The sequence below is a fragment of the Vagococcus allomyrinae genome, assembly GCF_017829975.1.
Lineage (GTDB): Bacteria > Bacillota > Bacilli > Lactobacillales > Vagococcaceae > Vagococcus_D > Vagococcus_D allomyrinae.
This window is the reverse complement of record NZ_JAEEGA010000035.1, coordinates 1-12,671: the sequence shown is the minus strand read 5'-3', so window position 1 is coordinate 12,671 and position 12,671 is coordinate 1. Positions and strand designations below refer to the sequence as shown.

General features: G+C 40.0%; 13 protein-coding genes. 12 read left to right on the top strand and 1 reads right to left on the bottom strand.

All coding sequences use genetic code 11. From position 1 onward, the window contains the following. Positions 1-585 precede the first annotated feature (585 nt). The 9 genes from I6N95_RS26705 (at position 586) to I6N95_RS26665 (ending at position 9,722) form a co-directional block, all read left to right on the top strand. Positions 586-1,239 carry a 3D domain-containing protein gene (locus I6N95_RS26705; RefSeq protein ID WP_209533189.1) on the top strand — a complete coding sequence of 218 codons (654 nt, stop codon included), beginning with the start codon at positions 586-588 and terminating at the stop codon, positions 1,237-1,239. 197 nt (positions 1,240-1,436) lie between these two features. Next, the gene (gene obgE, locus I6N95_RS26700; RefSeq protein ID WP_283809029.1) at positions 1,437-2,750 is read left to right on the top strand and encodes a GTPase ObgE; all 1,314 of its coding nucleotides are present in this window, start codon (positions 1,437-1,439) and stop codon (positions 2,748-2,750) included. Positions 2,751-2,961: 211 nt separating this feature from the next. Then, positions 2,962-3,519, top strand: coding sequence for a DUF1269 domain-containing protein (locus I6N95_RS26695; protein WP_209533186.1), 558 nt, complete (start codon positions 2,962-2,964; stop codon positions 3,517-3,519). 171 nt (positions 3,520-3,690) lie between these two features. Beyond that, the gene (rnz, locus tag I6N95_RS26690) at positions 3,691-4,638 is read left to right on the top strand and encodes a ribonuclease Z (protein WP_209533184.1); all 948 of its coding nucleotides are present in this window, start codon (positions 3,691-3,693) and stop codon (positions 4,636-4,638) included. Positions 4,639-4,705: 67 nt separating this feature from the next. Then, on the top strand, positions 4,706-5,509 hold the full coding sequence (locus tag I6N95_RS26685; protein ID WP_209533182.1) for an SDR family NAD(P)-dependent oxidoreductase: 804 nt from the start codon (positions 4,706-4,708) through the stop codon (positions 5,507-5,509). A gap of 14 nt (positions 5,510-5,523) precedes the next feature. Further along, complete coding sequence (locus I6N95_RS26680; protein ID WP_209533180.1) at positions 5,524-5,940, top strand: LapA family protein; 417 nt, start codon at positions 5,524-5,526, stop codon at positions 5,938-5,940. A 406-nt stretch (positions 5,941-6,346) separates the two neighbouring features. Then, positions 6,347-8,662: a single-stranded-DNA-specific exonuclease RecJ gene (gene recJ / locus I6N95_RS26675; RefSeq protein ID WP_209533178.1), complete on the top strand. Its 2,316-nt coding sequence runs from the start codon at positions 6,347-6,349 to the stop codon at positions 8,660-8,662. Next, a complete protein-coding gene (locus I6N95_RS26670; protein ID WP_209533176.1) occupies positions 8,662-9,174 on the top strand; it encodes an adenine phosphoribosyltransferase in 513 nt (170 codons plus the stop codon). Before recJ ends, I6N95_RS26670 begins: the two co-directional genes overlap by 1 nt. 59 nt (positions 9,175-9,233) lie before the next feature. Next, positions 9,234-9,722 carry a GNAT family N-acetyltransferase gene (locus I6N95_RS26665; protein ID WP_209533174.1) on the top strand — a complete coding sequence of 163 codons (489 nt, stop codon included), beginning with the start codon at positions 9,234-9,236 and terminating at the stop codon, positions 9,720-9,722. Positions 9,723-9,751: 29 nt separating this feature from the next. Here the strand turns inward: I6N95_RS26665 and I6N95_RS26660 are convergent, their stop codons facing one another. Continuing rightward, the gene (locus tag I6N95_RS26660; protein WP_209533172.1) at positions 9,752-10,366 is read right to left on the bottom strand and encodes an acetate uptake transporter; all 615 of its coding nucleotides are present in this window, start codon (positions 10,364-10,366) and stop codon (positions 9,752-9,754) included. A 236-nt stretch (positions 10,367-10,602) separates the two neighbouring features. Here I6N95_RS26660 and I6N95_RS26655 point away from each other — a divergent pair, with 236 nt between their 5' ends. From I6N95_RS26655 to I6N95_RS26645, 3 genes are read left to right on the top strand one after another with little or no spacing between them, the layout of a single operon-like run. Continuing rightward, complete coding sequence (locus I6N95_RS26655) at positions 10,603-10,971, top strand: GntR family transcriptional regulator (RefSeq protein WP_209533170.1); 369 nt, start codon at positions 10,603-10,605, stop codon at positions 10,969-10,971. A gap of 47 nt (positions 10,972-11,018) precedes the next feature. Further along, positions 11,019-11,873: an ABC transporter ATP-binding protein gene (locus I6N95_RS26650; RefSeq protein ID WP_209533169.1), complete on the top strand. Its 855-nt coding sequence runs from the start codon at positions 11,019-11,021 to the stop codon at positions 11,871-11,873. Next, positions 11,870-12,511 (top strand): ABC-2 transporter permease, encoded by a 642-nt coding sequence (locus I6N95_RS26645; protein WP_209533167.1) that lies wholly within the window; start codon positions 11,870-11,872, stop codon positions 12,509-12,511. The genes I6N95_RS26650 and I6N95_RS26645 overlap by 4 nt, the downstream gene beginning before the upstream one ends. The last annotated feature ends 160 nt before the right edge of the window (positions 12,512-12,671 follow it).

Below are 12,671 nucleotides of genomic sequence, written 5' to 3'. Positions count from 1 at the left end.
TTAATGCCAGTGTCAATATCTTGACCGAAGGTCTAAGATTAGCCTAGATAAACTCAATAACCGTAGGAACTGCGGGGATAGCTTGGTAAATAAAAGACACCGCTGATAGTAAAGAAATACGCTGTCAAGTATGCTTTTTTCCCAAGAATCTTGTGACTTTAGTCATGAGAGGTTCAATATATAGTAGAAACGAGTGATTAATTGCTGTTTTTTTTTGAATATAGGTGTGCAATTGCCTGATAATACGCCGTTTTGTTCAATTAGAGAACGATAAAAACAGATAATATTTGTCGTCGTTTTGTAACATAAGCAGCTCTTTTTCTTATTATTAGTAAGCGACTTGTTTTTATATTACAAATTTTCATTTATTTTCAGAAAAAAACATCAAAAAACATTTGTTCGCCCCTTGCTAAATAAGGATTTCTAAATTATCAGACAATTCGACATAAAAAAAGCCTCAGCTTAATGTGATGTTAACGGAATTGATATTGCCTTGTAATATCGCCTTGTTATGCTTTATCTCGTTCTCAAGGGAACACAACCTGAACCTACAAAGAGGTTCCAAACAAGGAGAGTTATTACATAATGAATTTAAAGAAACAGGTAATCGGATTAGTCACAATCGCAACAGTTGGATTAGGCATGGGAAGTACTGCATTTGCAGATAGCATTTACATGGTAAAAGCTGGAGATACGTTATCTCAACTTTCATTTGACTACTTAGGTGCTGCTGATAAGTACATGACAATTGCTGAATCTAATAATATTGCAAATGCCGATTTAATTTATGTCGGACAAAAATTAAAATTATCTGCTGATGGGAATATTACACCTGCTACTCAGGAAGAAATAGCCACACAACCAGAAGTTGCGACAGTTGAAGAAGCTGCGGCAGTGGTTGAAGTTGCTCCTGAGCCAGCGGCGGAAGTAGTTGCCCCTGCTGTTGAGGCAACGCCACAAGGTCAGACATTAACAGTTGAAACCACGGCTTATGACGGGGTTAGCCTTGGAGGGTTAACTGCCAGTGGCTATCAAATTTCTAGTACGGGTGACAAAGTGATTGCTGTCGATCCAAGTGTTATTCCACTAGGTAGTACTGTTTATGTCCCAGGATATGGAACAGCCATTGCTGCTGACACTGGTGGGGCGATTCAAGGAAATATCATTGATTTAAATATGAGTACGGCTGATGCTATTCAATGGGGTCGTCGTACCGTAACAATTACTGTTTTATCATAGTAAAAATGAGAAAAAACTGTGGAATTAACCGTTCTGCAGTTTTTTTTTGCTTATTCTATATGATTTGTTGGACAAACGGGGGGATAACCCTTAAAATGATAAGAGACTTTTGAAATATATAGATGCTACTTGATTTCTCTGAGAATTTTGTAGGATCATATTACGGAGTGTATATAGAGGATTAGGAGGACAAAAAAATGTCCATGTTTTTAGATCAGGTAAAAATTGATGTTCGGGCTGGCAAAGGTGGCGACGGAATGGTTGCCTTTAGAAGAGAAAAATACGTGCCAGATGGTGGACCTGCCGGTGGCGATGGTGGTCGCGGTGGTGATGTGATTTTAGTGGTTGAAGAGGGTCTACGGACCTTAATGGATTTCCGTTTTAACCGTCACTTCCGTTCAACCCCAGGTGAAAACGGAATGAGTAAAGGAATGCACGGTCGTGGAGCAAAAGATACCTATGTATCCGTTCCGCCAGGTACGACTGTCAGAGATGCTGAAACTGGGGCTTTACTGGGAGATTTAATCGCTCACGGTCAAGAACTGATCGTGGCAAAAGGTGGCCGTGGTGGCCGTGGCAATATTCGGTTTGCCTCACCGCGGAACCCAGCACCAGAAATTGCTGAAAATGGCGAGCCGGGTGATGAACGCATTATTGAATTGGAATTAAAAGTCTTAGCAGATGCTGGTTTAGTAGGGTTTCCATCTGTTGGGAAATCGACCTTGTTGTCGATTGTTTCTAAAGCACGCCCAAAAATTGGCGCCTATCATTTTACAACCTTAGTCCCTAATTTGGGGTTAGTGTCCGTTGCGGATGGTCGTAGTTTTGTTATGGCGGATTTGCCAGGGCTAATTGAAGGAGCTTCGCAAGGCGTTGGTCTAGGAACGCAATTTCTGCGTCATATTGAACGGACTCGTGTTATCTTACACGTTATCGATATGAGTGGTATGGAAGGGCGTGATCCATATGATGATTATCTAGCGATCAATAAAGAGTTGGAATCTCACAACATGCGTTTGATGGAGCGTCCCCAAATTATTGTTGCCAATAAAATGGACATGCCTGATGCTGAAGCGAATTTAACAATCTTCAAGGAAAAACTGTATGCTGGGATCGAGGATGAATTTGCTGAGAAAATTCCGGTGTTCCCAATTTCTAGTTTGTCTAACAAAGGAATCGAACCTTTATTAAGTACCACTGTTGATTTGATTGAAACAACGCCAGAATTCCCATTATATGATGAGGAAATGCAAGAAGAAACGGTCCGTTATGAATTTACGCCAGAAGAAAAACAATTCGAAATTTCTCGTGATGATGATTCCACTTGGGTATTATCTGGTCAAGGGTTGGAAAAACTCTTTAAGATGACTAACTTTGATCGGGATGAAAGCACGATGCGTTTTGCCCGTCAATTGCGAGGTATGGGGGTTGATGAAGCCTTACGTGCTAAAGGCGCGATTGATGGCGATCTAGTTAGGATCGAATCGTTTGTTTTTGAATTTGTTGATTAAGTCTGAGAGGGTATCGGAAATACGGAATTAACTGGTTCAGTTAAAGTGGCAATCAACTGCGGTTGGTTGTCATTTTTTTTTGGAGAATACCATCGTTAAAATTTTGGTATTCTCGTATTTATTGGTACAATGATTATATGGGGTTTATAAGGTTCGTATGAACCGTGATGGTTTCATCACGGATAGAAAATTTAAGGAGTTGAGTGACATTATGGCAAAAAAAGTGATTATTTTAACCTTTGATTTGGAAAGTATCTCTTATCAAGCTTTTTCAGAAATAAAAAAAATGCATATGAAACGGGAGATTAAAGGGGAACAGATGGCCGTTGTGACCCATCGGAAGGATGGCACCCACAAATTTGACATTCAAGATTTTATTGATTTTACTGGTAATAATAACAGTGCCAAAGGTAGCACGATTGGGATGTTGATCGGACTTTTTGGCGGTTTTCTGCCGATGATGTTGGGCTGGTTTGCCGGTAGCATGATTGGCGGAGCGAAGGATGCTAAGGAAATTACAGAAGCTAAAAGCATTTTTGAATCAGTCGCTAATCAAATTGGCGAAGGGCAAACAGGTGCGGTTTTGATTGCTGAAGAGGATGATAATCGGCCGTTAAATGACTTGATTTTTAATCGTTTAGGTGGCCACATTACCCGTTTAGATTTTGATGAGGTGGAAGAAGACATATCCAATGCACAGAAGATGGAAGATGAAGCGAAAAAAAACAATGACAAAACTGAGACTGACACACCGACTGATATAAATTAAGCTGAGAGTGGAATACTTTTTAGCTGGGAAAAAAAGTATTGCATCATTGATCTATTTCTTAGTAATATGAATGAGCGGAAGCGGTTCGTTTTATTGATGTTGGTCATCAATTGAGCGGAAGCTTTTCTGTCAACTGTTAGTAAGAAATTAATAGAGAAAGCAAGGGAAGATATGGAATTACAATTTTTAGGTACCGGAGCTGGTGTGCCAGCAAAACAGCGCAATGTGACAAGTGTCGCATTAAAATTATTAGATGAGCGAAACGCAATTTGGCTATTTGATTGTGGTGAGGGAACGCAACAACAAATTTTACGTACGTCTATCAGACCGCGCAAAGTCGAGAAAATATTTATTACTCATCTACATGGAGATCATATTTTTGGTTTACCTGGTTTTTTGAGTAGTCGCTCTTTTCAAGGCGGTGACTCTCCTTTGACGATTATTGGACCAAAAGGAATTAAACAATTTGTTGAAACGTCTTTAAAAATTTCTGATTCCCATGTTAAGTATCCGATTATTTACAACGAAATCGATGAGACTGGGGTTATTTTTAAGGATCATCAATTTACAGTAACTTGTCTGCCCCTCGATCATCGAATTGAGTGCTATGGCTATCGTGTGGTGGAAACGGATCACGAAGGGGAGCTCCAAGTTGAGAAATTGAAAGCTGCTCAAATACCATCTGGTCCAATATATGGCCGCTTAAAAAAAGGGGAAACGGTCGAGTTGCCTGATGGTCGGATCATCGATGGTCGTGATTTTATTGGTCATGCCCAAAAAGGCCGAACGGTGACGATTTTAGGGGACACCCGCAAACACCCTAACAGTGTTATTTTAGGAAAAGATGCCGATGTCTTGGTCCACGAAAGTACCTTCAATCAAGAGGAAAGTAAATTGGCTCGAGCCTATTATCATTCAACGACCAAACAAGGGGCGGAAGTTGCTCGTGAAGCAGGAGCCAAACAACTATTATTAACGCATATTAGTGCTCGCTATGTCGGAAATGATGCCAAAAACTTGGAACTTGAAGCCAAAGCTGTTTTTCCGAATTCGCGAGTGGTGCGCGATTTTGATTGCATCGATATTCCTTTTTTAGGTAAAGAAGAACCCCAAAAATAGCTGTTCCTAAGGGCCTTCTCGTGTGTGATGACGAGATAGCATGCCACTTACTGAAAGGAGTTATAACATGTTTCTACCAAAAGCTGATATTGCAGGGAAAATAGTCCTCATAACTGGTGGCTCTGCAGGATTAGGTGAGCAAATTGCTTACGAAGCAGCAAAACGTAATGCGATAGTTGTCGTTTGTGCCCGTCGCATTAATCTGATAGGGAAGGTTCGTGAAGTCTGTTCGGAGTTGTCGAATTTTGAGGCTCACTCTTTTCAATTGGATGTTGGCAACCCTGATAATGTCGAAGAGGTTTATCAAAAAGTCACTCAAAATCTTGGTCCGATCGATATCCTTGTGAATTGTGCTGGTTTTGGATTGTTCCGTCACTTCACGGATTTTGAGATGTCAGTAGCTGAGGAAATGTTCCGCGTGAATGTCTTAGGGCTTATGTATCTGACGCAAAAAATTGCTCTTGATATGGCGGAGCGCCAAACAGGTCATATCGTTAATATTGCCTCGCAAGCCGCTAAAATGGCGACAGTTAAGTCGACGATTTATTCGGCTACAAAATTCGCGGTACTAGGTTTCTCCAATGCCCTAAGATTAGAAATGAAACCTTTTGGAGTGAAGGTCACAACCGTTAATCCTGGTCCAATTGCCACTGATTTTTTTGAGATAGCGGACGAATCAGGGGATTATTTGTCCAATGTGAGTTGGTTGGTTTTACAGCCACAACCTCTGGCTGAACGGATCGTCAATAGTTTTATGACAAATCGGCGAGAAATTAATGGGCCAGCTGTGCTGGAAGTTGCCAGTAAAGCCTATATCCTATTTCCACGGCTGGGGGATTATTTTGCAGCCAATTTGTTTAATACGAAGTAAGAGAAGGGGATCTCATGAAGAATCAAAGTAAACTCATTATCGGGTTCATCTTAGTATTTATTGTGGCTATTTTTTCTGTCATTAATACTGATAAAGTAGCAGTGAATTTTGGTTTTGCAACAATTCAGTCTCCATTGATTTTTATTATTTTAGGCTCTACTGTTTTGGGTGCTCTGATTGTTTTTGTCACTTGGTTTTCTAGTTTTTGGAAACAACGTAAGGAAATTAAAGAAATGAAGACGACAATTGCCCGATATGAAAGTGAAATAGAAGAGCGAGTGGAACAAGCAATTGCTGCTGAGAAAATTGAAACAGAACAAGTGATTGCTGGAAAGCAGTTGCGCATTGACGAATTAGAGCAACAATTTCGTGAATTAACAGGTGAGCTTTTTATCGAGACGAACGGAGAAGTCCCAGAGGAACATAATTAAGAAGGTAGTCCATTTCCGGAGTAGCGGAGATGGATTTTCTTTTCCTTTCTCTTTAGTCGAGTCCCTACTGGAGTTTTTTTAAGTAAAGTGTTTAGCAAGCGCGCATAATGGAGAGTCGCAGTAAACGGGTTGGCTATTTCGTTTCGAGTGAGAAAGACTCGGAAATTTTCCAAGCCTTTTGTCTTTTTTTTTGGTATAATGAAATTAGTAGGAACTTCTTAAGTAAATAGATAAGTGTGGCAGTCACTGTTTATTTAGTGACGCCTCTTTGGTTGCTTAAAATTAAAACAAGCAATCAACGGATGGGGAGTTTTAGCCATTCAGGATCGTTTTTTTGGTGCTATTTTTCTTGTGTAGAGACAACATCAAGTTGCTTAAAAGTTTTTGATAAAGGGAGTGGACATTTTTGAAACAGGCTAATTTTTCATGGCAAATTCATCAGGATAATCCAGCAGCAGAGGTGTTAGTTCCTTGGCTGGCGGAACATCAATTTCCGGCATTTTTTGCTAATTTACTTTGGCATCGCCAGATTCAAACAGTTGAGCAGTTAGAAGCTTTCTTCTCTCCTAGTCTGGAACAGCTTCACGATCCATTTTTAATGTTTGATATGGATCGTGCCATTGAGCGAATTCAAACAGCGGTTGGTGAAGGTCAGCCGATTTTGATTTATGGCGATTATGATGCAGATGGGATCACTAGTACAACTGTTATGAAAGAGGCAATTGAGCTACTTGGGGGCGAAGCGTCCTTTTACTTGCCAGATCGTTTTAAAGATGGCTATGGCCCCAATAAAGCCGCATACGAGCGTCTCATTGAAGAACGTGGGATCCAATTGATTATTACTGTGGATAATGGTGTGTCTGGCCATGAAGCAATTGACTATGCAAAATCGGTTGGGGTCGATGTTATTGTAACTGATCATCATGAACTACCGAAAGAATTGCCAGAGGCTTATGCGGTCATTCATCCTCGTCATCCCCAAGGGAACTATCCTTTTGGAGAGTTGGCTGGTGTTGGGGTAGCTTTTAAAGTAGCGACGGCTTTGCTCGATGAGGTACCAATGGAAATGCTGGACTTAGTGGCGATCGGTACGATTGCCGACTTAGTATCGGTCACTGGAGAAAATCGTGCTTTAGTTAAATTAGGTTTGGATATTTTCAAACAGAGCGATCGAATTGGTCTTCAGGCATTGTGTCAGCAAGCTGATTTGACTCAAGGCGTGATTACAGAAGAAAATATTGGCTTTGGCATTGGACCTCGTTTAAATGCCATTGGTCGCCTTGGTGATGCTTCTCCTGGTGTGACACTGCTGAGCACCTTTGATGAAGAAGAAGCCAGTGAACTAGCCGAGTTCATTCAGCAGAAAAACAGCGAGCGCCAGACCATAGTTAAAACTATTACCGAGGAAGCATTGGCAATGGTTAAGGACATGCCAAATCACGGCATCTATGTCTTAGCTAAGGTCGGCTGGCATGAAGGTGTTCTGGGAATCGTTGCCAGTCGAATTGTTCAAGAAACAGGCCGACCGGCATTGGTTTTGGGCATTGATGAGCGAACTCAAGTGGCGAAAGGTTCTGGCCGAAGTGTGACGCAAGTTAATCTGTTTGATGCCATGAGTGCGGCCAGTGAGCTTTTTATTAATTTTGGTGGTCACCATATGGCCGCGGGTATGTCATTACCGATGGATCGTCTGATCGATTTACAGGCTGCTTTAGATGGGTTTGTGATCGAATCGAAGGTCGATTTTTCACAGGGACCTGAATTACAAGTGGAGGCTATTTTACCACTTGCAGAAGGGACGATCGATTTTATTCAACAACTGACATTATTGGCTCCTTTTGGAACGGATAATCCCTCACCGCACTTTATGTTTGATCAGGTGAAAGCCGTCAATTTGAAACAGATTGGCGCTGGTCAAAATCATTTGAAGTTTCAGCTGGCACAAAATGATGAGTTGCTGGATTGTATTGCTTTTGATTTTGGGAAAGATCTGGAAGAGCTGGCCACTGCCGATGAGTTGCAACTGGTTGGTCAATTATCAATAAATGAATGGAATGGGAATCGCAAGCCTCAAGTTTTTGTTAAGGATTATCAAGTGGCGGATTTTCAATTATTTGATTTACGTGGCAAGAGGTTTAATGCTGAGGATTACTCAAAAGATTCGACCGTGTTGTTGACATTTGACGCAAAAAATTACCGGCGCTTAAGCAAGCAAGTTCCCCATACGGTCTTACTGGTGGAAAATGGCAAGATACCAGAGGGTCAAAATTGGCAAGAAGCGGTTATCATTGATTGTGGGCTTCATGCCGCAGATGTTAAGACGGTGATTCACCAGCTTGGAGTCTCAAGGGTGCATCTATTTGCTGAGTCACTGGAACAGTGTTATTTGAATGGTATCCCTAGTCGTGAACAGTTTGGTAAACTTTTCAAATTTATTGATCACTATCAACAGATAGATGTTCGATACAAAACGAAAGATATTGCGAAGTTTCTAAAAGTTGAAGAAAGTGTGTTAATTTTTATGATTCAAGTGTTTTTTGACTTGGAATTTGTTACAATAGACAGTGGCGTGATGAACAAGGTGCAAGCACCAGTCAATCGCGCCTTAAGCGAAAGCAAAAGTTATCAAGAGCGTGAGTTAAAAATTGAAGCCGAAAAGTTTTTATTATATAGTAATGCTAGCGAGTTACGCGACTGGCTTTTGCTACAGGAGGAAGAATAGTGAATTTAAAAGATTATATTGCAAGTATTCCAGATTATCCCGCTAAAGGTGTTATCTTTAGAGATATTTCGCCGTTGATGGGTGATGGTGCGGCTTACCGAGAAGCTACTAAACAAATTGTTGACTATGCCAAAGAAAAGCAGGTAGACATGGTCGTTGGACCAGAAGCTCGTGGGTTTATCATCGGCTGTCCAGTGGCTTATGAGTTAGGGATTGGGTTTGCACCGGCTCGTAAAAAAGGGAAATTACCGCGTGAAACCATTGAAGTGGACTATGGTTTGGAGTATGGGGAAGCAACATTGACTTTACATAAAGACGCCATTCAACCAGGTCAACGGGTTCTGATTTGTGATGATTTATTAGCAACCGGTGGGACGATTGAAGCAACTATCCAACTGATTGAAAACTTAGGCGGTGTGGTCGTCGGCTGTGCTTTTTTAGTGGAATTAACAGATTTACACGGTCGCGATAAAATTAAAGACTATGATATTTTGGCTTTAATGGATTTCTAAAATGTAAGTATAGACTGTCTGAGAGTTTCAGACAGTTTTTTTTGGATAGGAGGATTTCGATGTCAAGGATTCGTTTTAGACCGGCAGACGTAAGTGACGTGCCTATGATTTTGCAGTTTATTAAAGAATTAGCGGATTATGAGGGATTATTATCTGAAGTCGTTGCAACAGAAGCCTTATTAACAGAATGGCTTTTTGAGAAGAATAAAGCAGAAGTCATCTTTGGGGTAGTTGATGGAGATGTCGTGGGATTTGCTTTGTTTTTCCACAATTTTTCCACTTTTTTAGGCCGTTCAGGCATTTATTTGGAAGATCTGTATATTCGTCCTAAGTACCGCGGGGTCGGCTACGGAACAGCCTTTATTAGTGAGTTGGCCCATTTGACAAAAGAACGTGGTTGCGGGCGTCTAGAGTGGTGGTGTTTGGACGAGAACCATCCTAGTGTGGCTTTTTATCAGTCGTTAGGGGCAGAGCCGATGGATGAATGGACGGTATTTAGATTAACGGGAGATCGTTTAGAACAGTTAGCACAAAAAAAGATCAACTAACCTTTTTAAAAGGTAGTTGATCTTTTTTGTTATTTTTTGAAGATCCCAAGCGGTTTGCCCACAGGTAAGAAGGTATAACCAAAGTGTTTGTTTAAAACAGCAGCGGCACTGCCGTAAAAAGACATGATGGCGATTAAAAATTCTGCAATTGCCGCTACCATGTGGAAGAAGTCAGGAGCAATCCCTAAAGTCGAAAGAGCTAAACCAATAAACAAAAAGTCGATCAGTACAAAAATAATGAATAACACCTTGTGGGTTTCAGCCGCACCAATCGTCATAAAGACTGAAAAGATTAAATAACCGATAAAGGCAAATCCTAATTCTTTTGGATCGTAACTGGCTGCTAATTGTTCACCTAGTAAGCCGTTTTGAATCATCCAAGATCCCGCAACACCAAACCAGAAAAAACCAAAACCGAAGAAGGCTGTTGCGCCAAACACATTATTACATTTAGCGTCATAGGCTCCTGCGACTAGTTGAGCAGCACCACCTAAGAATAAAGCCCAAGGGATAATTCCACCAACTCCTTCAGTCCATCCTAATTTTTGTGATGAGGCGACAAGTGTTACCATTGCTAAACCGAAAAGGCCGATAGCCGAAGGGTCAATTAATTGATGTTTTACTGTGATTTCTTTTTGTTCCATGATAATCTCCTTTAATTTTAAAATATACACAACTTATTAAAAGTATCATCTCAAGAGTCGAAAGTCAATGAAAATTAATTGTTATGTCAAGAGAATAGTGGGATAGTTTGAAACTTTTTTTCTGAAAATTTTCTTAGTAAGAAGCTTGATCGTTATGTAATGGAAGAAATGCTTTTTTTAGTTGACGGTAAAAAGATACGTGTGTATACTGTATATATACAGCAAGAGGTGATGGTATGGAAATTATTTTGAGTGCGCGCTCAGAACAACCTATTTATGAACAAGTTTATGATCAGATAAAATCACAAATTATGGATCATTCTCTCGTTAGTGGTGAAGAACTGCCCTCGATCAGAGGGTTGGCAAAGGAGTTAAAAGTTAGTGTGATCACCATCAAAAAGTCTTATGAGATGTTGATGCAAGAGGGGTTTGTTCATAGTATTAAAGGAAAGGGAACTTATGTCGCGGAGATTGATAAGGAGTTTATTCAAAAAGAAACAGTTAAGTCTCTCAGGAAGCAATTATCGTCGATTTCTGATCAAGCTAAAGTTGTCGATATTTCATTGACACAGTTAATTGAATTATTATCAGAATCCTATGGCTGATCATTGATTGCTGAGGAGTTAAAATCGGAAAAGGGAGTGTTGTCATGATGAACGCAATTGAAGTCAAAAACTTGGAAGTTGTTTATCCAGAATTTACCTTAGATAAGATTGAATTCAACGTTCCGTCAGGTTCAATTGTTGGATTTGTCGGAGAAAATGGTGCTGGGAAGACGACGACGATCAAAGCCATTTTAAACTTAATCTCACATGCAAAAGGGTCAGTTAGTATTTATGGACTGGATAATCAAGAACAAGAACTTGCGATTAAGAAGCAAATAGGCGTGGTGTTAGATGATGCTTTTTTTTACGAAGATTTTACCACAAAGGAAATAGCAACGGTCTTAGTTAAGATGTATCACAATTGGGATCAGCCTTATTTTAATGAATTGCTAAAGGCTCATGGAATCACCGAATCAAAAGTGTTAAAAGAATTGTCAAAGGGAATGAAAGCGAAAGTGAAAATTTTTGCCGCCCTAGCTCATCATCCCCGACTCTTAATTCTTGATGAGCCAACAACTGGCCTTGATCCTGTTTCTCGTGATGAGATATTAGATATTTTTTATGACTTTATCGAAGAGGATAAAGCGATCCTATTCTCCTCTCATATTACCTCAGACATTGAAAAAATTGCTGATTCTGTTATTTTTATTGATCGGGGAAAAATTGTCTTAACGACTGATCAAGCGGAATTTCAAGAAGACTTTGGTATTGCCAAATTAACTGCAAGTCAACTGGCGGATATCGGTGAAATTGATTATCTCTATCGTTTAAAAACCGCAATTTCAACTCAATATTTAATCAGCAATCGAAGAATGTTTTTAAAAGAATATCCAGATATTGTCGTGGAAAAGGCGACAATTGAAGCGACCTTATTGATGATAAAGAAAGGTGAGGTAAGATGAAAGGCTTATTAGTGAAAGATTTAATCATTTTGAAACGTAGTTTGAAAACCATGGCAGCTGTGACCGTGATCTTTATAATTGCTGGATGGGCGGATAAATCCAATGGTATGTTGATCTCCCTAGCTTTTATTTTTAGCATGATGACCATGTCATCTTTTAGCTATGATCAGTTTAGTAATTGGGAAACATACGCTTTGACTGCTCCTATCAGTTTACGACAATATGTAACATCAAAATATCTGTTAAGTGGTTTACTTAGTCTTGTGGGGATGCTCCTTGTCCTCGTAACGCTCGTGGCAAAATTGTTTATTAACCAACTGTTTGATGCACAACTTATCTTTTTATTTGGGGGAGTAGCACTGTTAGGCAGTTTTCTCTTGTCGATTTTAACGTTACCCTTGCTGTTCAAATTTTCCATTGAAAAAGCGCGGCTGGCAGTTATGAGTTTGGTGGCAATTTTCTTTTTGCTTATTTCTACAGTAGGTTATCTTTTTGAGAAAAGTCAAGTGACGATCCTCAATCAGTTTTCTTCATTTTCCGTTAATCATTTAATTCTGATATTGTTTGTGACAACTCTGGGACTATGCGCGATTTCTTACCCTTTATCTTATCGCTTTTTTAAACAAAAATTTAATTAAATACCAGATCGCCAGTGAGGTTTTTCTTCACTGGCGTTTTTTTTATATGTTTTGAAAACCACCTGCTATGCGGGTGGTTCCTTAGAGCTTCCAGCGAGGTATTAAAAAAGCCTCCTAAAATGTTAAACTGATATTGGTTTCCCGACCGTATCATTAACAT

Coding starts and splice junctions, on each gene's coding strand:
- I6N95_RS26660 (WP_209533172.1), bottom strand. CDS start 10,366: ATGGAACAAAAAGAAATCACAGTAAAACATCAATTAATTGACCCTTCG.
- I6N95_RS26645 (WP_209533167.1), top strand. CDS start 11,870: ATGAAAGGCTTATTAGTGAAAGATTTAATCATTTTGAAACGTAGTTTG.
- I6N95_RS26685 (WP_209533182.1), top strand. CDS start 4,706: ATGTTTCTACCAAAAGCTGATATTGCAGGGAAAATAGTCCTCATAACT.
- I6N95_RS26695 (WP_209533186.1), top strand. CDS start 2,962: ATGGCAAAAAAAGTGATTATTTTAACCTTTGATTTGGAAAGTATCTCT.
- I6N95_RS26705 (WP_209533189.1), top strand. CDS start 586: ATGAATTTAAAGAAACAGGTAATCGGATTAGTCACAATCGCAACAGTT.
- I6N95_RS26650 (WP_209533169.1), top strand. CDS start 11,019: ATGAACGCAATTGAAGTCAAAAACTTGGAAGTTGTTTATCCAGAATTT.
- I6N95_RS26655 (WP_209533170.1), top strand. CDS start 10,603: ATGGAAATTATTTTGAGTGCGCGCTCAGAACAACCTATTTATGAACAA.
- I6N95_RS26680 (WP_209533180.1), top strand. CDS start 5,524: ATGAAGAATCAAAGTAAACTCATTATCGGGTTCATCTTAGTATTTATT.
- I6N95_RS26665 (WP_209533174.1), top strand. CDS start 9,234: ATGTCAAGGATTCGTTTTAGACCGGCAGACGTAAGTGACGTGCCTATG.
- obgE (WP_283809029.1), top strand. CDS start 1,437: ATGTCCATGTTTTTAGATCAGGTAAAAATTGATGTTCGGGCTGGCAAA.
- rnz (WP_209533184.1), top strand. CDS start 3,691: ATGGAATTACAATTTTTAGGTACCGGAGCTGGTGTGCCAGCAAAACAG.